16 protein-coding genes are annotated in these 21,081 nt (G+C 43.4%); 8 read left to right on the top strand and 8 right to left on the bottom strand.

Features of this window, described 5'->3' with window-relative positions; genetic code table 11:
- Positions 1-452 precede the first annotated feature (452 nt).
- The 4 genes from infC (at position 453) to ACE1CD_RS25255 (ending at position 7,123) form a co-directional block, all read left to right on the top strand.
- Positions 453-986, top strand: a complete 534-nt coding sequence (gene infC, locus ACE1CD_RS25270) for a translation initiation factor IF-3 (RefSeq protein ID WP_374792672.1) — start codon at positions 453-455, stop codon at positions 984-986.
- 493 nt (positions 987-1,479) lie between these two features.
- The gene (locus ACE1CD_RS25265; protein WP_374792670.1) at positions 1,480-4,473 is read left to right on the top strand and encodes an Npt1/Npt2 family nucleotide transporter; all 2,994 of its coding nucleotides are present in this window, start codon (positions 1,480-1,482) and stop codon (positions 4,471-4,473) included.
- Positions 4,474-4,798: 325 nt separating this feature from the next.
- The gene (locus ACE1CD_RS25260; RefSeq protein WP_374792668.1) at positions 4,799-5,278 is read left to right on the top strand and encodes a Crp/Fnr family transcriptional regulator; all 480 of its coding nucleotides are present in this window, start codon (positions 4,799-4,801) and stop codon (positions 5,276-5,278) included.
- An 807-nt stretch (positions 5,279-6,085) separates the two neighbouring features.
- On the top strand, positions 6,086-7,123 hold the full coding sequence (locus ACE1CD_RS25255) for a diguanylate cyclase (RefSeq protein ID WP_374792666.1): 1,038 nt from the start codon (positions 6,086-6,088) through the stop codon (positions 7,121-7,123).
- Between the two features lie 43 nt (positions 7,124-7,166).
- Here ACE1CD_RS25255 and ACE1CD_RS25250 read toward each other — a convergent pair whose 3' ends face one another.
- A complete protein-coding gene (locus tag ACE1CD_RS25250) occupies positions 7,167-7,862 on the bottom strand; it encodes an ATP-dependent Zn protease (RefSeq protein ID WP_374792664.1) in 696 nt (231 codons plus the stop codon).
- Here ACE1CD_RS25250 and ACE1CD_RS25245 point away from each other — a divergent pair.
- The 4 genes from ACE1CD_RS25245 (at position 7,831) to ACE1CD_RS25230 (ending at position 13,251) form a co-directional block, all read left to right on the top strand.
- Complete coding sequence (locus ACE1CD_RS25245; RefSeq protein ID WP_374793468.1) at positions 7,831-7,998, top strand: hypothetical protein; 168 nt, start codon at positions 7,831-7,833, stop codon at positions 7,996-7,998. The two genes, ACE1CD_RS25250 and ACE1CD_RS25245, sit on opposite strands and share 32 nt — an antisense overlap.
- Before the next feature lie 454 nt (positions 7,999-8,452).
- Positions 8,453-9,868: a sugar transferase gene (locus ACE1CD_RS25240; protein ID WP_374826637.1), complete on the top strand. Its 1,416-nt coding sequence runs from the start codon at positions 8,453-8,455 to the stop codon at positions 9,866-9,868.
- Between the two features lie 625 nt (positions 9,869-10,493).
- Positions 10,494-11,240 carry a PEP-CTERM sorting domain-containing protein gene (locus ACE1CD_RS25235; protein ID WP_374826636.1) on the top strand — a complete coding sequence of 249 codons (747 nt, stop codon included), beginning with the start codon at positions 10,494-10,496 and terminating at the stop codon, positions 11,238-11,240.
- Between the two features lie 391 nt (positions 11,241-11,631).
- Positions 11,632-13,251 carry a glycosyltransferase family 39 protein gene (locus tag ACE1CD_RS25230; RefSeq protein WP_374826635.1) on the top strand — a complete coding sequence of 540 codons (1,620 nt, stop codon included), beginning with the start codon at positions 11,632-11,634 and terminating at the stop codon, positions 13,249-13,251.
- Here the strand turns inward: ACE1CD_RS25230 and ACE1CD_RS25225 are convergent.
- From ACE1CD_RS25225 to ACE1CD_RS25195, 7 genes are read right to left on the bottom strand one after another with little or no spacing between them, the layout of a single operon-like run.
- A complete protein-coding gene (locus ACE1CD_RS25225; protein WP_374826634.1) occupies positions 13,248-14,543 on the bottom strand; it encodes an O-antigen ligase family protein in 1,296 nt (431 codons plus the stop codon). The two genes, ACE1CD_RS25230 and ACE1CD_RS25225, sit on opposite strands and share 4 nt — an antisense overlap.
- Positions 14,540-15,793: a glycosyltransferase family 4 protein gene (locus tag ACE1CD_RS25220; RefSeq protein WP_374792655.1), complete on the bottom strand. Its 1,254-nt coding sequence runs from the start codon at positions 15,791-15,793 to the stop codon at positions 14,540-14,542. The genes ACE1CD_RS25225 and ACE1CD_RS25220 overlap by 4 nt, the downstream gene beginning before the upstream one ends.
- A 52-nt stretch (positions 15,794-15,845) precedes the next feature.
- Entirely contained in the window at positions 15,846-16,715 is an 870-nt protein-coding gene (locus ACE1CD_RS25215; protein WP_374792653.1) for a methyltransferase domain-containing protein, read from the bottom strand.
- Positions 16,690-17,634: a sulfotransferase domain-containing protein gene (locus tag ACE1CD_RS25210; protein WP_374826633.1), complete on the bottom strand. Its 945-nt coding sequence runs from the start codon at positions 17,632-17,634 to the stop codon at positions 16,690-16,692. The genes ACE1CD_RS25215 and ACE1CD_RS25210 overlap by 26 nt, the downstream gene beginning before the upstream one ends.
- A gap of 27 nt (positions 17,635-17,661) precedes the next feature.
- Positions 17,662-18,486, bottom strand: a complete 825-nt coding sequence (locus tag ACE1CD_RS25205) for a sulfotransferase domain-containing protein (protein ID WP_374826632.1) — start codon at positions 18,484-18,486, stop codon at positions 17,662-17,664.
- A 4-nt stretch (positions 18,487-18,490) separates the two neighbouring features.
- Positions 18,491-19,873 (bottom strand): flippase, encoded by a 1,383-nt coding sequence (locus tag ACE1CD_RS25200; RefSeq protein ID WP_374792647.1) that lies wholly within the window; start codon positions 19,871-19,873, stop codon positions 18,491-18,493.
- Positions 19,874-19,908: 35 nt separating this feature from the next.
- Entirely contained in the window at positions 19,909-21,078 is a 1,170-nt protein-coding gene (locus tag ACE1CD_RS25195; RefSeq protein ID WP_374792645.1) for an endo-1,4-beta-xylanase, read from the bottom strand.
- Positions 21,079-21,081 lie beyond the last annotated feature (3 nt).

The raw sequence follows: 21,081 nt of genomic DNA, 5'->3' as shown, positions 1-21,081 counted from the left end.
TGTCATTTCGAGGGGATAATACTTGGTGGGGCCTGAGATTGACATTTTTCGCTCTGGTCATTGTATGGTTCGCGTTCATTAGTTAACCAAAATTAAGTATCTGTTCGCTTGAGCATTTTTTCTTCAGCTTTTTTTAAGATTTGTAGAATTCTATACAGTGCTGATTGGCTGAGCTGGTTTCCTGTTTCTTTATTAAGTTTTAATGGTAATTCATTCCAAAGGAAGCTGCGGCTGTGGTAGGCCAGTTCTTAAGACATTATGTAAAAAAATAGGCCGAAACTCAACCAGAGTGAGTAGAATGGCAAGTACAAGCAGATAAAGCTTTATGGTGGTTTCCCGCTTCCGAGACGGCAATGCCGCTCAGCTACTGCGTAGCCCCATCAAGGATCTGGATAATGGTGCAAACCGCAGCAAAATCCAAACTGTCACTCAACTGCTCACAAACCTTACCAATGCCTGTGATCGAAAAAAGACGCCCAAGTAATTTACCTACAATCAACGAACGCATTCGATTTCCAAAAATTCGAGTTATTGATACCGATGGAGCGCAGCTGGGGATTATGTCCCCACAAGAAGCGTTACCCTTAGCGATCGAAAAAGAACTCGATCTTGTCTTAGTCAGCGATAAGGCTGACCCGCCTGTTTGCCGGATCATGGACTACGGCAAGTTTAAGTTCGAGCAGGAAAAAAAGGCGCGGGAAGCCCGGAAAAAGCAGCACACGGCTGACGTTAAGGAAGTCAAGATGCGCTACAAGATTGAGGAACACGATTATAACGTGCGGCTTGCTCACGCGAAGCGGTTTATTCAGGAAGGAGATAAGGTAAAAGCGACCGTCATGTTCCGTGGGCGGGAAATTCAACACAGCGACTTGGCAGAAGAGCTGCTCAATCGGATGGCCAACGATTTGCAGGAGATTGCCGAAGTGCAGCAAGCACCCAAAAAAGAAGGGCGCAATATGATGATGCTGCTGGCTCCCAAAAAATAGCCGACTTTTTGGAGAACGCACCATAACTGCCCTGGTTAAAGGCGGCTGGCGATCGCTCTTGGTATTACTTGCCATTATGCGACTATAGAAATATCGATCGCAGCTAAAGGACAGGGAAAGCACTTTAGGAAAGCCCCTAGAGTGCCTAATTCTTCGTTAAACATAGCTCCAGCTGGTCTTTGTGTAAGCTCTGAGGTAGGCTGTCGGAGCTATGTTTATCCTTTGAGCGCGATCGCAGCAGAAACTAAATTCAGATACAATAGTTGGGCTTTCATCTTAATTCAAAAATTTCTTAAAAATGTGCCAGAAGCCTACGCTTACCCGTAGGGAAGCGTAGGTAGTTCACACTAAATATACCAAGGCATCAGTTAAACAAACAGATTATCTGCCACTGCTGGAAAAGATCGCTATTTGTCACGGCAACTAACCTCTTGACAAATAGCCCAGCAAACCCTCTGCTTTCGCTCGCCCGTGCGGTTTCCCTGTTATTTTTATGACGCTGAACAATACATCGCCTTCGTGGGGTTTTTCACGATTATTGCTGCAATGGCTCAACCTGCGTGCAGAAGAAAGCGAACGCACGCTACTGATGTTCGCTGTATATACCACTACTTCCATAGGACTGGTATGGTTGGAAGCCAGCACAGTAGCTTTGTTCCTCGATCAGTTGGGAGCAGAGTGGTTGCCCTGGATTTATATTGCCAGCGCTGGACTGGGCGGAGCATTGGGTTTATTATCGACCTGGATGCAAAGAATTTTGCCGTTGCGACAATTTATCGTGACGATCGCTGTGCTGCTAGCCTTTCCCCTGCTATTATTTCGCGTGGGCTTACAGTTTCCCGATTTCGGTTGGCTGACAGTATTTTTACTACCCTTATGGGTAGATGGAGCCTATGCCCTCAATCACCTCAACACCTCGCTGACCGCAAACCAGCTATTCAACATCCGGGAAATTAAGCGCACCTTTCCTCTGATCAGTAGCGGCAGTTTAGTAGCAGACGTACTGAGCGGCTTTTCCCTACCCCTGCTGCTTTCCGTTGTAGGACTGCACAACATCATCTTGGTAGCGGCGGTAATGCTGGTTATGGGTGCAGGAATTCTCTACTATCTCAGTAATCGCTACGAGCAGTCATTTCCCGACTCTCACCCAAGCAACTTAAGGGATTACCACGATGGATCTTCCACTCGCAAACTGGCAGGGCCTTTACGACAATACGAGATATTACTCTATGCCTTTTTTGTAATCGCCCAGGTATTGCTGCTGCTAATCGACTTTCAGTATCTCTCCCAGTTGGAACTGCACTTGGATGGTAAAGATATTGCCAGTTTCTTAGGTTTGTTCAGCGGTATTGTCGGTATCTGCGAGCTGATCACGCAATGGTTTATCTCCAGTAGGGTGATCGAACGGATGGGGGTGTTCGTAACCGCCATGCTGCCACCCGCAGTGATGGCTATCCTGGGCTTGATCCCTCTAACAATATTGATATTGGCTGTGCTGCGCGTATTTTCTCTGAAGGGGTTAGAATTATTCATCGGTTTAATCGTCTTGAAGTTTGTCGATGAACTGCTGCGCTACACTTTCGTTGCCAGCACCGGTTCGGTGCTATTCCAACCCATCCCGGAGAACCTGCGCGGCAGTGTGGAGACGAAAGCTCGTGGCATTGCGGAACCTGTGGCAACGGGTTTTACCGGAAGTGCGATATTAGCAATTCTCTGGTTAATCCATTGGGCATTCCCTACTCTTGGGGAGAAAGTACAGAAAGAGTGGCTGGGTTGGATTGTGGTCCTCGGAATAGTCATCTTTGCCTTGGCGTGGCTGATGTCAGTTTGGCTGTTGCGATCGCGCTATGTAGACTTGTTAGTATTGAGCGCCCAACGCGGACAGCTCGGTAGTGCCGATGTCGATTTGCGCGTCTTGAAGCGAGCCGTCGTAGAAGTGCTGGAGCGTCCGGCAGAGGAGGCAGAAAAGCGCTCTTGCATCGAACTTCTCAGTCAAATTTACTCCCAGGACGTTGGGGAAATACTAGCTCCTCTGCTGCCTCAGTTTCCACCCGCTTTGCAACGTCAAAGCTTGGAAGTGATGCTCAACAACCCCAATCCAGCTTATTTAACCAATATTCGCGCTCTCATAGAAACCTCAGATCCCGAACCGGATGTCTTGGCTGTTGCTTTGCGCTATGTTTGGCTAACCGAACCAGAACCGGATCTGCGTCAGTTAAGACCGTATCTGCGTCCGGAGATCGATCCGATGGTGCGAGGTACTGCTGCTTCCCTACTTTTGCGCTTGGGAAGCGCCACACAAAAAGCAGAGGCAACATCTGTCTTGCGGCGGATGCTAACCCATCAAGAAGAACAAGAACGGGTAATGGGTTGTCGGGCGCTAGGTGAAGCGGTGTATTTGCAAACACTCAGGCTGCAAATTCCTAACTTGTTGCGAGATAAGTCGTTGCGGGTACGTTGTGCTTTGCTCGAAGCGATCGCAGCTACTCGTTTGGAAGAGTACTATCCTTCCCTGCTACGCGGTCTGGAATATAAGTCTACTCGCGAGGCTGCCCTGCACGCGATCGTCCGACTGGAAAACGATGCGATTCCCATGCTCCTGTCCCTGGCAACAAATATTCACAAACCTGATTTGGTGCGGCGCTATGCCTGGGATGCGATCGGTCGTATTGGCACTCGCGAAGCCCTGAATGTATTAGTATCTAACTTGATGACTGCCTGGGGAAACACCAGACGTCAAATTATCCAAATTGTGCTGAAGTTGCCCAACGAAATCGGTATTGAAAGCGTACTCGATCGGTTGGGGCGCAGCGGCGTCGAAATGTTAATCGATCAGGAACTAATGTTTATGGCGCAGATGTACGCCGCTAGGATAGATCTGAGCCGAGAATTAAAAAGCAACGAAGCCGATTTGCTGCAAAGGGCCCTCAAAGATGCACTGGCAGATTCGGTGGAGCGGTGTTTTTTACTCATGAAATTTTTGTATCCGCTTGGGGCCATTCAAGCAGCAGCTTTTAATTTGCGATCGGATTCTCCATCTGAGATGGCAAGGGGGTTAGAAATATTAGACCAAACTATTGATATTCCTACTAAACGTGTGTTGCTTACCGTTCTCGATCGCAACTCGGATTGGGAAAAATTGCAAAGTTTAGCAGCGCTAGTTGTCTATCAGCCTTTGGACGAGAGAGATCGCGTGCGTAGGTTGCTATCTTTACGGCACTTTCTATCAGATTGGTCTCTAGCTTGTTGTTTTCATTTAGCGAGATCTGCTCGTTGGAATTTGACGGCTGAAGCTACTATCGCTTGTCTGCGTCATCCTACGGGTTTTGTCAGAGAAGCAGTGATCGCTTATCTCAGAGTGGCCTCCCAACGTGCGCTAGCAGAACTCCTACCGAAACTCAAACAAGATCCCGATCGCCTAGTAGCCGCTCAAGTGCAGGAAATGATGGCAGAGTTAGGTATAGAGCAGGGTGAGAATCCAGCGTAAGTTGAAGAATACTCGGTCAAGAGGCGAGGTATTTCTAAGTTGCAGTTGGGGTTAAGGATACAAATTCCCCAGTAAATGTCTGTCAAAATACTTACCCAATCTTGGCAATCGAATTGATTTGTTTTGATTCGGGAAATGGCTAATGAAATCCTACTGAACCTTTATTTTCTCTGCTTTAATAATGAAGCATAAGATATGCAAAACGCCTCGTTCGCTAAAAACCAGTACAATGTTGCTTGCGAACCTACTGATGTTAGGTTGAGCGGGCTCCGGGATGTTGACGCATAGGCGGGGTATTATTATTATCAGATAAAAGTATAGATAGATGCTTACCAGTGTCGATCGGCTATTGTTTGTCAGGGGCGTGCCCATCTTTCAGGAACTGCGGGATGATTTTCTCGTCCGACTTGCTTCGGTGATGGATGAGCTATCATTTCCGACCAAGCACACCATTTTTACCCAAGGGCAGGAGGGGCGATCTCTCTACATAGTCGTACTCGGCCAAGTCCGCGTGCATATAGGAAACAACGATCTCGCCCAGTTGGGGCCAGGTGCCTGCTTTGGTGAAATGTCTTTGTTTGACGCCGAACCTCGTTCCGCCTCAGTCTCGACTGTAACAGCCTGTGAGTGTCTAGTGCTGACACAGCAGCAACTCTACGACGCTATTGAGGAAACGCCCGGAATTGCGGTTAACATCATCCGCCTGCTTTCCCGCCGCATACGCGATTTGAACCAAAAGTTAAATGCCCAAGCAGCTGAGCGTCAGACACAGGACACTGCTGGAGGTAAGAAATTGGTGGGATAGGACTAAATGGAGTTTGGCTTTACAGGGAAGTCCCCATGTCTCAAACCTTTGCTATGCCTCGAACTCCAGTTTTTTGCCGAGAAATCTCTGCTTGTCTAAATCGTTGAAATCAGACTGCGATCGCAGTCTGATTTCAACAGATAAACGATCGCCTGAAATCCCCTCTAAATCAAGCTTTCATGGATTGAACTCATCTAAAGAGCAACTAAGAAATCCCAGTCAAGAGTCCCTAAAATTAGGGTATTACAGCACAAATAGGAGAGCGCCATTATATCGATATACCTTGATATTTCTAAAATTCTTCTGTTCAGTAGAAATGGTAATTGTCAGAAGGAATTTACAATTGCCGATATTTGAGCTATGATGTATTAAATTTAACATTAACAAATTGTTCCCAAAAAGTTCACTATTGATTGACGCTTGTTGATGTAGCTTTTCTTAAGCATACGCAGGAACGTTTTCGGCTGTATTTATGTATAAATACGGTAGTTGAAGTGAACGGTCGATTACTCTCAAACAGCTACTTACACACAGAAAATAATAAATCATTTTATTTAAAGATTGTGTGAAGGTAGACGTGAGCCATCCGAATAAGAACCTCTGAGAGTTGTAGAAACTGGAAAATGTTAAAAGTAGATTAAAAGAGCAACCAGTGGCTAAGCTAAACCCAGATATACTCATAAAACATGGGGGCAGGGGCTCTCACCTATCTCGTCAAATCTACAATTTTATGTTTTTCCATCCGTGAAAGTTCTTTTATCTGGTTGTCGTCACCGCTCAAATTTTCCCACCCAGCTCCCTACGCCAATGGATGCTTCCATTCTTGTAGTTGGAAGTGATGAATTTAAAACAACACTTCTAGAACGGCTGCGATATTTAGCAGCTTGTACAGTAGAGTTTGCGTCCAGCCCTATGGAAGCGTTGCCTACGATCCAAGCACAACAGCCTGATGTAGTGATTCTACAGGCAAGCCAAGTTGGCAGCCTCGAGCTCTGTCGGCAGATCAAACAACAAACCAGTTTGGCCTGGATATACTGCATCCTGATAGCGGAGCAACCTCAAAACGCTATCGAAGAAATCTTACCAGGCTGGAATTGGGAGTTAGGATTGAGGGCAGCAGCTCTAGAAGGAGGAGCCGACGCCTATCTCTGGTTGCTGACCAATCGCGGAAATGGTGATATATCCTGGGAAGCAGGATTAACGATGCAAAATCATCTTCTGCAAGCGCAAGTTCAAGCCGGGATCAGGCGAGTGCAGATCGATCGCAACTTAATGCGTACCAACGATGTTTTGTCTGCGATCGCACTGGCTGACCCCTTGACGGAATTGAGCAATCGTCGGGCTTTGGATTGGGAATTACCCCGACAAATCCAAAACGCTCGCGCCAGAGAGATGCCTCTGAGCTTGCTGATGCTAGATGTCGATTATTTCAAATCGATCAACGATTCTTACGGCCATTTGGTCGGCGATCGCGTCCTTCAGCTGCTCTCGGCCCGACTGCGGCACAACCTGCGCTTTCAAGACACGCCCTTTCGCTACGGAGGGGAAGAATTTGTGATTCTTCTCAGTAACACGAACCCTAAAGAAGCGCAAACGGTTGCACTGCGTCTAAATCGCTCGATCGCCAACCAACGCTTCGGCATTGACAACAACCTAGCTCTAAGCGTTACTGTCAGTATTGGGATTGCTTCGCTGCAACCAGATGACGATACTAATGGGGTAAGTCTGCTCAACCGTGCCGATCGAAGCCTACTCCGTGCCAAAACTAATGGACGCAATCAAGTCATTTGCGATGGAGATCGGCCAATCAACGAGACCTCCTTTGAGGGGAATTGCGAATACTGAGTTCTCTGTTCCCAGTTAATATTTTTCTCCCAAGTGAAAACTCTTAACTCTTTAAAGTCTCCTGGCAATACTGAGCAACAATCCGAGAACACTCGGTCACGGAAGCTCGCTGTTCCATTGCCACAACAAGAGCTTCGTATGACTTCCAGTGGGACTGTAAGAGGGTACGAGCTTGGAGAGCAAAACTGCGCTCTTGTTGAGGATATTCGCGCAGAGGACATCCCAACTTTTCGAGAAGACTTCCTAACTTCTGTCGGTCTTCAGATCCTCCCTCGACATTACCGTAGATTAAAGTTTCGGCAGCTATTCCAGCCATCCAGACAATGCCGTAGCGATTGAGAATCTGCGCCGATAAGATTCCCTGTTGCAGTTGGGATGCTAATTCTCGATCGTCAAATGTTACCCCTCCCTGTCCTGGCTGTCCTTGCTTAAAGGCTTCCCAGGCGCTTAGGGCGTAGCCGCTCACAGGTATTCCCAACAGCTGAGCTACCAGGAAGTGTCCTGCTTCATGCCTCACTACGCGGGCTCGATGTTCCGGGGAAGCACTCGCTAACCAATCCAAAAGTAGGTTTACTCCCTGTCCCTGCCAGGTGAGAGTATCTAGGGTGCCTAATCCCAAAATGGTCAAGGTGGCGATGGCGGGCACATACGGAGATATGTTCAACAATGGCCCTAGAAGCGTGGAGAGCGTCATTGCAAAAACACAAATGGCTATTAAGTTCAGGGCGGTTTTGCTCATGCCTGGGTACGGAATAGAAGCGCTATGTTTACTTAACTATGTGGCTATGTTGGCTGGTAATTCATCGTTGTTACTGCTTTTGCAATACCGCTTATCGCTCGATCCGATCGAACTTGACCGATCCTATTACCGCTAGGACATTTTGCAACAAATCTGCTCTAGAAATCAAGAATCTCGCATTTATGCAAAGTCGCCCTTTGTCTGTCGAGCTTTGCTGTCAACTCTTTCCTTGGAAAGATGTACAATAATTAATCTAGCGATCTCCCTTGTTTATTCGTAAGTACCAATACTTATGTGGGGTGAGAGTCTACTTGCCCATTGTCTAGACTGATAGAGTAGCAGTCTCTGCTTATAGGTTGCGCTGAGGTGCTATGGTAGTAGGATTGTAGGGGTGCGATCGCAGCGTCATCAAGACTTTGGCAGGCTGCTAACCGATCTTAGTTTGTACTTGGCAAAAATTTTGTCGCGTATCGGGTTGTCAGTGTTGGCAAATGGGCGCGTCAAGAAAAGCATATGCTAAAAAATAGGGGAAGCTTACGCACTTGTACATTATTAATTCATCTCCCCCAGACAAGAACAAACACTAAAATATGCCTGACCTACGCGCTCCGATTATTACCAGGCTTCGCCAAGGCACAGGTGTTGGTTGGCTGCGAGTAGCCATCCTGCTTGTCCTAGATAGCCTTATGTTGTCTTTGGCTTGGATAATTGCTGATTCTTGGGGAACCCCTGTCAATTCTTTTGAACTTTTCTGGAAGTCCAGCCAAGAGCCGGGGTTTTTGCTACCAATTATGGCGATCAGCCTTGGAATTCTAGCCGCTTCAGGATTGTATGGCACGGATGATAAACGACGCGATTACTTCACCCTGATCAAATCGCTCACTCTGGCCCAGATTGTGTTATTGATTATTGCATTTCTTTATAAACCGGGCCTGATAGTATCTCGTTCAACTTTCTTGTTGTCTTGGCTGTTATCTATAATTTTTGTTTGTACTGAGCGGCTACTGATTCAGTTAGCGATCGTCAGCCTGCGACGTCAAGGCGCAATACGTCAGCGAATATTTCTACTGGGCGACCCTGGGGATATTGAAGAAGCCAGAAAGTTATTGGACAAAACCGCAAGATTTGACGTCCGGGGTCAAGCGATTTTACCTTCAGAAAGTAACCAAGAATTTTGGATTGAAATCCTCGATCGCGTTCGGCAACTCAAAGTCAGTGAAGTGTTTGTTTGCTCTTGGGAAGCTGTCAGGGCTCCCATATTCCTATATTGGGAATTGATGAGTTCCGGTATCAGTCTCAGAGTGTTACCAATTGGTCTGAAAATTCCCAGCCAATGGTCTGAAATCAAGATGATCGATGGGCTGACCACCATCAGGTTTCGTTCTCCACCTATCTTGGGGAGCGATTTTTGGACAAAGCGTTTTGTCGATATTGTGGCAGCAATATCTGTGTTGATGTTAGCAAGTCCCTTGTTTTTAGCGATCGCACTACTCATAAAATTTGACTCGCGTGGCCCGATCTTCTACAAACAGAACCGAGTTGGTCTCAAAGGCCGTCACTTTAAAGTTTGGAAATTCCGCACGATGGTAATAGATGCCGATCGCTTACAGAAGGAACTAGAAGCGAAAAACGAAATGAAAGGGGGCGTTATGTTCAAAATGAAAGATGACCCCCGTATTACTCGTGTAGGTAAGTTTCTCCGCCGTTATAGTTTGGATGAACTACCACAAATCATTAATGTCCTGCTGGGTGAAATGAGCCTTGTCGGTCCACGACCATTTCCGTTACGAGATGTAGAAAAAATGTCGGAACATCACTTCATCCGTCATGAGGTACTACCTGGTATTACCGGTTTGTGGCAGGTTTCCGGTCGTTCTAATGTTGTTGATTTTGAAGATGTTTTTCGCCTGGATATAACCTATATTCAGAACTGGTCTCTAGCTCTCGATTTCCAAATTTTGCTACAAACAATCAAAGTTGTGCTGCAAAAAGAAGGAGCTTACTAGATGCGGTGAAACACCACTGATGGTAATGAAAATCATGACTTAAAACAGCACTGAAAACTCACAAAAAACTAGCTTTTCGATGCAAAAATATTCAAAAATTAAACAGGCTAGTTTCAGAATTCGCAGTAAACTAACTATTCTTACTGGGTGCTGTAATCGGTCAGGCATTACGATTTGTCTTGAAGCCAGTAATACGTAAAAACCCTATCGTTCCAAAGGAGGAGAATGGGTCACTTCCAGTCGGATTAACTATTGTATAAGCAAAATCCCAGTATAAATACGGAGAAGACAGATGATTTGCCATCTCCAAAAGGATGTAATCTACCAAGAGTTTACACAAGCAGAGAAATTTTTAAAGAGTAGATAAAGCTGCTTCAAATCTCTGGACATTAGGGTGCTAAGTCGGTTAGTAATAGATTGTAACGAGATAAGTCGAGGGGTTAACTGTCGGGGTAAGTCAAGGAGAGCGCCAACTGTCAGCTTATATTAGCTAAGAGAAGGTGTCTCTAGATCTAACCTGAATCTTATGGAGAAGCTCCAGAGAACTGGGATATTAGCTAGGCCACCTCTTAGTCAAAATCATCTTTACTAAGTTATACCTGTCACCACTTTTAGGATGGTTATCATGAATCTCAAACAACGCCTACTTACTACCGCCGCCGCTACCGCCACCGCTGCTAGCGCTATATTCAGTGTCGCTTCCGCTCCAGCACAAGCCTTCAGTTTTGGAGACCCCATTAGCTTTGCAACTGACACAACAGTTGACTTTACTTTCCTTGAATCTCACGGTGCTTGGCAAGAAATATTCGGCATTAAAGAGCTCGCAACTGGGGCTAAGTCAGATATGCTCTCAGAAGTAGCAATTTCCGATGGGAACTCTAATGCGAGAGATTTCCAGGGAACTTGTGGCGCAGGCAAAGCAGTTACAACTTGTACAAACAGCTTTACCTTCCTGGCTGGAAAGCAATATACCATGTTTCTTGACCAGATTCCTGTGAATGGAGATCCTCGCCGCACGTTAACTGCTGCTACAGCAAAGACTGTTTATACTGCTGATGCTGCTACCCAAGATGCACTTTACAACGATTTGGCCTGGGCTGGTGGTCCTCAAAAGTATCAGCACGCTGGCTACAGCCCAAACAGTAAACTGCAAAACTTAACTAGCTCGGCGTTTGACTTAACTAAGGGCGAAATGCTCATTGCTTGGGAAGATTATGCAGGGCCTACCCTTCACATAGACCACAACGACTTTATGTTGAAAGCAAAAATTTCATCCGTTGCTTCTGTACCTGAGCCTGCTACCTTGGTGGGTCTGGGACTCGTAGGTGGAGCGCTTGCTTTCTCTCGTCGTCGGAAAGCTCATCAAGCTTAATTAACTGACTAACCTAGTTGGGATTAAATAACAGATCGGCTGATACAGTAGTTACTTTGGGCTACTGTATCAGCTATTTTGTATCAATGTATCTATTATAGGGCTGGCTTGCTGATTCAGTATTTATACTGAATCGGACAACAAAAAACCTTGGATGCCAATACTGCTCGGGTTTTGGAATTGTAGGTTGGGCCCTTGCGATAGCGAAACTCAAAACTTTGTTGGGTTGCCTGGGGTCAACCCAACCTACGAAAACCCCAATTTTATGCAAATCCTGAGCAGTATTGCCTGGGATGCTACATTTAGAATTGGTTTGGTTGCTATCAATTGTGGCAGAAGATCGACTAAATTTGAATTTGATTCTACCCTCTGAACTGCTGAAATACATAAGATGACTATAAAATCAACTGAAAATAGTAGTTTCGATCGAGATAAGTTACGAATTTTAATTATTATTCTCATTATATTGGGGATATTTTTTAGATTTATAAATATAGATAAAAAAATTTACTGGCGAGATGAGACTTATACTTCATTGCGGATGTCTGGATATACTAAAGCTGAATTAAATCGGCAAGTTTTTAATGGGAAAGAAATTCGGATTGAAGATTTAACGAAGTTTCAACATATTAATTCTGAAAAAAGTCCATTGGACACCATCAAGGGATTGGCAACGGAAGAACCTCATCTGCCGCCACTCTACTTTTTGATGGCAAGATTTTGGGTACAATGGTTTGGTGATTCGATCGCGATAATCCGCAGTTTGTCTGCAATTTTGAGTTTGTTTGCTTTTCCTTGTATTTATTGGCTATGCCGAGAATTATTCGACTTGCCTTTAGTTGCTTGGATGGCAGTTGGAGTAATAGCTATTTCGCCATTTCAAGTGCTGTACGCGCAGGAAGCGCGACCGTATAGTTTGTGGACGGTAACAATTTTACTATCTAGTGCGGCTCTGCTGCGAGCGATGCGAATCCAAACTAAGTTGAGTTGGATTATATATGCGGTAACTGTGGTGCTAGGACTCTATACATTTTTGTTATCGGGATTGGTGAACATTGGACAAGGAATATATGTATTTGTTGTAGAAGGTTGCCGATTTACTAAAAAGTTTACTGCTTATCTAGTGGTATTAATTGTAGGTTATATAACTTTCACGCCCTGGATTTTATTTGTGATTAGCAATTTTTCTGAATTTAATAAAAGGACTAGGTGGACATCGAGGGAAGTTAGCCTGTTTTCTTTGTTTAATATGTGGCTTGGTAATCTAAGCCGCATTTTTTTTGATGTTGGTATTGGTTCAGACGATCCTTTGAGCCGTATAATTCCCTTGAGTCCGTTCATCTTAATTTTGTTAATTACGATCGGATATGCTATTTTATTTCTATATCGCCGGGGATCTAAACGAGAAAAGTTATTTATTTTGATATTAATAATAGTCTGTGCTATTCCCTTGGTATTACCAGATTTAATTTTGGGGGGACGCCGTTCGGGAATTGCTCGCTATTTACTTCCCTGTTATTTGGGTATTCAGCTAGCTGTTGCATACTTTTTGGCTGCCAAAATAAGTTTTTTGCCTTTTAAAGTTTGGCAACAAAAGCTGTGGCAGGTAGTGACGATCGCAATTTTTTCTGCTGGTGTTTTATCTTGTGCAATTGGTTCGCAAGCACAAGTTTGGTGGAATAAAGATGCCTCTGAACTTCCTGCAATAGCTGGCATTATCAACCAAGCTAATTATTCACTTGTAGTCAGCGATACCAATCCAGAGCCGATTTTTGCTCTCAGCTATCTGCTCGATCCAAAAGTCCGGCTTCAGTTGCTAGTTAAACCAAACATACCTAAAATTTCGCAGGGTTTTAGCGATGTTTTTTTATACAAGCCTTCTGACGGATTGCGAATGAAACTTGAAAAAGAGCAAAGTTATCAGAGTAAGCCAATGCAAGAGTTAGGCAAGTTCCAAGATCAACTTTGGAAGTTAGAAAAACAGCCTAGATTTAATAATTCAGCTAATTAATTTTTCAAATACCTTTTGTTAAACCGATCGGGAACTTTTCGCTCGGATAAACTTTTCTGGTTTGATTGTCTGGGATCGATCGCGCTTTCTTGCTCGGATGGGATACCAATTAATACGCTGGTGGCGACATAAATAATCCAAAATATACTCTTTCCTTCGGGAGTTAAGTCTTGACTGACGTTGAATATAAACATAAATGTCAGGTATTCCAACGCCCAAATACCAGCTGGTGTTTTGGTCATCCGCGCCCAATTTAGCGCTCGGATGTAGGTACTGATATATCCCATTAAAAATACCGATAGACCTAATAAGCCCAAAATTGCCCAAACTTGTACCACTCCATTATGGGCGTGGGGTGGGTCCCAACCGAGCGATCGCCAAACATGAGCGCCTCCACTTTCCCAACTCCAAAAAGCGCCGTATCCCCACCCCAGGAAAGGCCGCTCCCAGATTTTATCAAATACAGCTTCCCACAATTTATCCCTGCCGCTAAATGTCAGGTCTTTGCCTATGGAAGCTGCTGCTTCTGCGGCATTATCCACCAGCCATACGGTGGACGATGCCCCTAGCAATAACCCCATCAGGCAGATAGGTAGGATCAGGACAAAGTTCCATCGTAAAGCTTTGTAGAGGGGAAACAAACCGATTAAAGCGATGACAGTAATAAAACCAGTCCCGGATCTGGAAAATTTTACCAATATGACTGAAATGGCAAACAAAAACCAGCAGATTTGGCTGTACTTGCGGTTAGTGCGATCGTGACATAAAAAAACTATTACGGCGACGCTGATCGCCCTAGCCATGATGTTTTTTTGTACGAAGACTCCTTTCCAAGATCCCGTATGGTTTCCGCCAGCTTGATTGGCTTGCATTACCCCGACAGAAGGCATAGCTACAGCATAAAATAAGCTGGTCAAAGCTGCAAATCCCAAGGGTAAAGCCAACATTTTTAGCAGCCCTTGTACGTTTTTACAACGGTAAGCTAGGTAATAAGCAAATAGGGTAGTACAGACCAGTTCGTAACTTTCGTGGATTGTCTCCCCCGGTACTTCAGACCATAAAACCGAGATAATCGCAATTCCCACTAGGGTTAGGATAAATTTGTCTCTCGCAGCCACGCGAAGAATTTGTTTCCACCGCAATATCACGATCAACAGCGTGAAAGGATTTATTAAATACCAAACTCTTCTTAATAAGCTACCCCAGGGTTCTATAGGTTCAAAAGCGTTTGTCGCCGCTAAAATTGTTACAAATACAAACCCATCTTCTGCTAGCTTGACAAGACTTTTCATTTGCCGATCTCGTGATAGAGAGATGTATAACGATTAGCTTGGATTTCTTGGGTGAATTCTTGTTCGGCTTTGGCGCGAGCGCGATATGATAGCTTTTGATGTCTTTCTGGATTTTCTAGTACCCAAGCAATTCCTTTGGCTAAATCTTCTGTTTGGTAAGGTTCGGCTAGATATCCGTTTTGCTGATGTTCGATAATGTCAGGTATACCGCCGATATTGAAGGCGACTGAGGGTGTACCGCAGGCGATCGCTTCGACGATCGTATTTGGTAAATTATCTTCAATGGAAGATGCAACAAAAACGTCTGCGGCTGAATAAATTAGTGCTAGCGATAAATCGTCGCCGATTTGACCCAAGTAGTTGCATTTAAAGCCTAATTCTGTGTCATCGCTGGACTCGGATGCACCAAATACTACTAATTCGGTTTTCTCTTTCCATACTGTTTTGCTTAAGCTTTCTAAGGCTGGTTGCAAGAGGTGAAATCCTTTTCTGCGATCGCTAGTTGCAGCAGTAGCTCCAAACAGGATGAGATGCTTATCTTGAGGTAATTGTAGCAGATCTCGCGCTTGTTTTTTATCGATCGGTCTATAAATTTTGGTATCGATACCGTTAGGAATTACTTCTATTCGCTGCTCTTTAAACAATGAACTAGCTTTAGCACATTTTGCCAGCCATTTACTAGGAGTTACAATAGTTATATTAATATTTTGCCAGGATTTGGCTTTGCGCTGCCATATCCAGCGGGATAAGTCTTTGTTTTTACTGCTGTGAAGGTGGGGACAAGCGCCGCAGGAATTGATATAGCGATCGCATCCTTGACTGTAATGACAACCGCCTGTAAACGCCCACATATCGTGCAGCGTCCAAACGATTGGTTTATTTAATTTGGCAATTTTGGCAAGGCTTTCTATTTTTAGGTAGCCAGCACACACCCAATGTAAGTTAATTATATCTGGTTGTGCTTTAGCGATTTTACTAGCAATTGAATCTGGAATCCACTGGGAGGAGAATATACTGCGATCGCGATTTGGATAAGCTTTTAATACTATATTATCTATCAATAAAGCCAGGTTTGTCCATTCTTTTTTGAATCCAGTATCTTCTCCCCAAATAGTTTTTTCGTCTCTTGTTTTTTCCCCTACAATCATAATCGAATCCGATCCCGATCGCTGCAAAGCTTGGTGCAGTCGGTAAGCAGCCGCATAAGCACCTCCTCTCCCATCAGATCTACTAATTATACAAATTTTCATTATCTAAATAACTCCATATTTTTGATAAATAATTACTTATTTCTGCCCTAGTTCACCCTGGTTTTATCGCTTCCATAAATAAGGAATCGGGTTTTCTAATTTTCCCTGCGATCGTATCCAACTCGTAGCTGTTAAAATTAGGAATACTACTTTCATCAGCACGACAAACGCGCACATCTACAAAGCCCGCATTTTCCAGCAGTCGCCGCAGCGAAAAGCGATCGTACATCCAGCGGTGAATTTCTCCCGAATTCCGAAATAATCCTTCTTCTACAGCAATTTTCCCCTTTTTACCTGCAATTGACTTTGCTAAAATTAGCAACAACTTGTTTTGCAAATTTTCTATATACCAGGATATTTTCTTAGACTTGATTTTTTCCCAGATCGTTCTTTTTTCCTTCGCCGTTTGTTCAGCCCAAAACAGTTCTGCTTCTTTACCGATCCGACTCAAAATAAATTCTTTATTTTTTAGATCTGGGCTATTTAAAAATTTGCCCATTTCACCGCCAGTAAAACTACGAACATTTTGATCGTAAAGTTCCAACATCATCCAATCATAGTCTGTTTCTGCTTGCTTTCCACCCGCTTCCACCAGTTCTAATAAACGCAGATATTCCCGTACTATTCCTTCTAGATCCGGTACAACTACCCTGATTGTTCCTTTTGGTTTCAAAACTCTTAAAGCTTCTTTTAGATGAAATTTCACTTCATCTATGGTAAGATGTTCTATAACGTGAGAACTATAACAAACATCAAAATAATTGTTCTCATAAGGTAAACCTTTTCTGAGATCGTAACTTTGAACATCAGGCGAGAAAGATGCAATATCGATATTCGTCCAAGCAGGATGGAAAACAGAACCACAACCAATATTTAAAAGCTGCATATTCATCTTATTAGTTTCTGTGGATAAACTTTTCATCTATTTTTCTCCAAGCGTCTAAATTTAGCTTAAGATTACTTTCGATTTTTTCATATTCATCTTTATATTTTTCGCGCAATCGTTTATAAGTATCTGGCTTAATAGGGTTTGGCTTTTGCTTGGTTGTTACCAGCTTTAGTAAAAAATCTCGTCCCTCTTTAGTATTATACAATTTTATTTGATAATTCCTGTCTAAATATCTCGAAACTGAATCTTTAAATTTGGTAATTCTTCTCATCGCGAATGAAATATAAGTATGCACTACTTTTCGAGAAGGATTTTTAGCTTCTTCTTGTAAATTATCGCACGGCTTAATTTCTAGGAATTGCCAAATTTTATTTAAAAATTCTTTTGGGTCTTTGATAAAATCCTCAAACAAACCGATAAATACATTATGCCCAAATAACTCCAAATATCGATTTACTTGTTCGTAGTACAGACCAGAACTAAAATACATATAGTTATAGTAATACTGCGGCTCAAAAAAGTTAGGTATTTTTTGATTTCGCCGTTGCTGTTCTTTGGCTAAAGCTTCCTCAAACGTTCTAGCATATTCATACCCATCCTGAATCATCCAATTATACAGAGAGTAAGCTCGCTGAATAGGATTGCGTAACATAATAATTATTTTGGCATTAGGATTAAAATCATAAAGTCTTTGCGGACTGGCGGGATCTGTGAGATATGCTGTAGATGCTTCCCCAATATATTTTTGATTATCAGCTTTTGCGAATATATTTAAATATTCTTTTTCATCTGTTATTCCCACCAAGTTGGAAAAGTAGCAAGGTTCTTTTACAAGTTCATCTTCTGGCATAAAAATATCAGGATGCTGTCCGAGAAGATACCAAAGAGAACTTGTACCTGCTTTCGCAGCACCGCAGATAAATAAATTTGGCAATCTAGGGTTTTTCTCCATTTTCCCTCTTTCTAATTATGGCAAAGTTTAAAAATTATATCCAATCAACTGTGCAACTTCTCTCGTTGCATCTTCCAGGTATTTTTTATCTTCTTCATTTAAACTTTTACCCCCCGCTGCTTCTCCTTTGCGAACAAAGCGGGTTTCTTGAGTTTTGATTACATAAGTAGATCTGTGAGCTTCTTCTGATTTTCTCATATTTTCTTTGGAACTTAATTTAATTGCTTCTTGTAATTCCTCCTCTGTCATTTTTATCCCTAGTATATCCATCAAACGATCTAAATTAGCTTGAGGGTTTTTGATAAATTCTTCGTAATAAAATAGTTGAATATTTTGTCCTTCTTTATTACTTACATACCAACCTTTTGTATGCTGATTCCATGCTTCTGTACCAAATTTGCGATCGCGTATTAATTCAGATATTGTCCAATTATTTGGAATAGCGCCAAATGACTTAAGATAGTGATAGTACGATATCAACACATCTCTGGGATCTCGTACCATAAAAATTACCCGCTGATAGTAGGGATTGTATCCACTGTGACTTTTGATAATTCTCGGTAAATCTGTACGTCCAAACGGCCCTTCATTACGGAGATTTCTGGAAAATGTCAGGGAAGGAATAATATCGTGGACTGTAAAAAAATTAACTTCTCGTTCAATTTTGTAATGCACTTTGAGCGCATTAGCGATTAAAAATCTTAACCAGGTATTACCTGATTTGGGATAAGATACTAGAAATACATCTTCCGCTTGATGATTCTCTGGCAATTCTTTTTGGTAATTTTTTTCTATAGGAATTTGCCGGATTCTTTTGATGCGATTGGCAATTTTATTTGGTAGTGATTGCATATTTTTAATTATCTCCTTTTAGGCTTATTGAAAATATACGTTCTGGTATGGCAACAGCGATAATTTTGAGTCTATACCAAACAATTATTGACATCGAACCGTTCCATATTAAAGAAGTGAGTGCTGTTACTAAAGCAGTTCCGAATGCACCGTAAATAGGAGTTATACCTATATTCAATCCTATGTTAATAGTTGCGCTAACAGCCAGAATTTTGGCTGAATCACCGTGATATCCGGTCATGTTCAGTAATAATGATACTGGGCCTGACATGGCGTTAATTAACTGACTGACTATTAACACAACAAGTATAGGATAACTAGAAGTAAATTCTGCGCCAAACAAACTGAGTAATTGGCGGCCAAAAATCAGTAAGATGACGGCAATTGTTAGGGATATCGAGAATACAATCCATACACCTATTCTAACTATACGTTGAAGTTCAGTTTTCTCGCCTTTAGCGTAGAGGCTGGCAACTAAAGGCGCGAGAATTGAATTAACAGCGACGAGAATGAAAACTAACAACTCGGCAATCCTACTCGCCACTGCATACATACCTACTTGCTTAGTGCCTAGCGTCGCACCGAGTACGATCGTACCTGTTTGGGCTACTACCATATTAAACCCAGTTACCAGTACCATCGCTAAGGCGGCGCGAAACCATTCATTAGATTTAAAGATAGGTTGGCTAACTCGTACTTCTGTTGGTAGAACTTGTATAAGCAAGTAAAAGCTAATACTTAAAGCTACGGCAACTGCTACTAACCTGATACTCATAGCAGTTCTAGCATCTAAATCCGACTTAAACCAAACAGCTGCAATTACTGTTCCTACCAATACCAGCAGGGGAACTAAAACTTCTTGCGGTAATTGTCCTTGAATGATTTTTTTCAAAGCACGCAGTCTTGACTGCTGCACTTCTAAAGCAGTGCTGAGGGGCAATATTGCGCCAGCGATCCAAAAGGTATGTAAAAGTTCTACACTGTATCGAGCCTGGAAGATCCAACTAACTAATCCCAGACATAAGCCTGTACCGATCGAAATTAGCAAAATAACTTGACTGCTGTAGCGCAAATAACCGCCCAAAAGTCCGTAAGCTTGTTGAGTGCTGTATGCTGCTACAAATCGCACGGATGCAGTATCGAAGCCAAGTTTTCCCACTACTCCCAATACGGTGATCCAAGTAATCGCGTAAATATAACTACCATAACTTCCCACACCCAACAAACGCGCTAGCACGACTTGCGTGACAAAGTTAATGCCAGTTCCCGTCATTCTAATGGTGAAACTGCTAGCAGCACCTCTAGCCAGGGTAGCTGCATTCCCTTCTCCCATCAAACGGCTACGCAGTAAATCAACTTTAGCTTTTAGGTTCTCAAATCTGCTCACGGGTATATTTGCAGGGTGTGGGTTGAGTGTAAAATTTAGCGAGGTCGAGCTTGGTCAAAGGCGCGGGCGATCGCATTCCATCCTAACTTGGGTTTCAAGTCTCTGTCGAATGGCAATGGTCTGACTGGTGAGCCATCCGTTCTGGCTCTCAACTCGGACAGCCAAGTATAGCGATCGCTCAATCCCCAATTTAACACTGCCACTACCGCAGGTTCATCCAATACTACCGACAGATAATCTTCATAAGTTTTCGCCACAATGCGATCGCGTTCTGCCTCGTCTTTAGGTAAATTTACATCGGTCACATCCAGTTCAGTAATCAATATTTTCAGTCCCAGAGCCGCTACATCGCTCAAAAACTTTCGATATTTTTCTGGATTAAAACGGACTTCATCTCCCCACAGATGACTTTGGATACCCAAAGCTTGCACGGGTACGCCTTTGGATTTTAAACCCTCCAACAACTTAAAGATTACCGTTCGCATTGTTTCCCCTTCGCGGGTATCGTATTGTACGCGGTTATCGTTATATACCAACAACGCATTCGGGTCAGCTTCAGCAGCAGCGCGAAAAGCTATTTCAATATAATCTGGCCCCAAAAAATCCAGCCAAGGCGAGTTACGCAAACCATCAGAACGTCCATCCCAAGGATAAACAGCCTCATTTACCACATCCCAAGAGTGCATCTTCCCAGCGTAACGTCCCGCCACCGCTTTGATATGATCGACCATAATCTGTTTGGCATTTTGGGCGTTGACTGTTTCTTTGAACCAATCTGGTAAAAGATTGTGCCAAACCAAGGTATGCCCGCGAAACAACATATTGTTTTTCTGGGTATAGTCTAATAACCAATCGCTGCGAGTAAAATTAAATGTAGTTGGAGTAGGGCGAAGAGCTTTCATTTTGAGCATTCCTTCTGGAACTAAGATGCCGCACTCTTTGCCAAAGTGAGCGGCAAATTCTGGATCTTTGAGTAAGATCGCATAGTCACTTGCGGCTCCATAAACCAATCCCTTCGCTGCTGCTCTTTCTCGCATAGATTTTTCTCCCTGAACTGTAAAATCTGTATCGGCTGCGGCCATTGCTTGTGTCCAGTTTTGCCAGTGCTTATTTTTACTTAGGCCGACCGAAGCACTAGCACCAGCCAAAGCACCAAAGCCCAATACAAAAGCACGTCTTCTCGAGAATACCCTGTTTTTGTGCATAAA

Source organism: Aerosakkonema sp. BLCC-F183 (assembly GCF_041929145.1).
GTDB lineage: Bacteria > Cyanobacteriota > Cyanobacteriia > Cyanobacteriales > Aerosakkonemataceae > Aerosakkonema.
Note: the sequence above shows the minus strand (reverse complement) of the source record. Positions and strands in the feature narration are given on the sequence as shown.

What these genes read in the sequence shown, in the direction of transcription:
- infC (WP_374792672.1), top strand. Translation starts at nt 453, where the DNA reads ATGCCTGTGATCGAAAAAAGACGCCCAAGTAATTTACCTACAATCAAC.
- ACE1CD_RS25265 (WP_374792670.1), top strand. Translation starts at nt 1,480, where the DNA reads ATGACGCTGAACAATACATCGCCTTCGTGGGGTTTTTCACGATTATTG.
- ACE1CD_RS25260 (WP_374792668.1), top strand. Translation starts at nt 4,799, where the DNA reads ATGCTTACCAGTGTCGATCGGCTATTGTTTGTCAGGGGCGTGCCCATC.
- ACE1CD_RS25255 (WP_374792666.1), top strand. Translation starts at nt 6,086, where the DNA reads ATGGATGCTTCCATTCTTGTAGTTGGAAGTGATGAATTTAAAACAACA.
- ACE1CD_RS25245 (WP_374793468.1), top strand. Translation starts at nt 7,831, where the DNA reads ATGGCTATTAAGTTCAGGGCGGTTTTGCTCATGCCTGGGTACGGAATA.
- ACE1CD_RS25250 (WP_374792664.1), bottom strand. Translation starts at nt 7,862, where the DNA reads ATGAGCAAAACCGCCCTGAACTTAATAGCCATTTGTGTTTTTGCAATG.
- ACE1CD_RS25240 (WP_374826637.1), top strand. Translation starts at nt 8,453, where the DNA reads ATGCCTGACCTACGCGCTCCGATTATTACCAGGCTTCGCCAAGGCACA.
- ACE1CD_RS25235 (WP_374826636.1), top strand. Translation starts at nt 10,494, where the DNA reads ATGAATCTCAAACAACGCCTACTTACTACCGCCGCCGCTACCGCCACC.
- ACE1CD_RS25230 (WP_374826635.1), top strand. Translation starts at nt 11,632, where the DNA reads ATGACTATAAAATCAACTGAAAATAGTAGTTTCGATCGAGATAAGTTA.
- ACE1CD_RS25225 (WP_374826634.1), bottom strand. Translation starts at nt 14,543, where the DNA reads ATGAAAAGTCTTGTCAAGCTAGCAGAAGATGGGTTTGTATTTGTAACA.
- ACE1CD_RS25220 (WP_374792655.1), bottom strand. Translation starts at nt 15,793, where the DNA reads ATGAAAATTTGTATAATTAGTAGATCTGATGGGAGAGGAGGTGCTTAT.
- ACE1CD_RS25215 (WP_374792653.1), bottom strand. Translation starts at nt 16,715, where the DNA reads ATGAAAAGTTTATCCACAGAAACTAATAAGATGAATATGCAGCTTTTA.
- ACE1CD_RS25210 (WP_374826633.1), bottom strand. Translation starts at nt 17,634, where the DNA reads ATGGAGAAAAACCCTAGATTGCCAAATTTATTTATCTGCGGTGCTGCG.
- ACE1CD_RS25205 (WP_374826632.1), bottom strand. Translation starts at nt 18,486, where the DNA reads ATGCAATCACTACCAAATAAAATTGCCAATCGCATCAAAAGAATCCGG.
- ACE1CD_RS25195 (WP_374792645.1), bottom strand. Translation starts at nt 21,078, where the DNA reads ATGCACAAAAACAGGGTATTCTCGAGAAGACGTGCTTTTGTATTGGGC.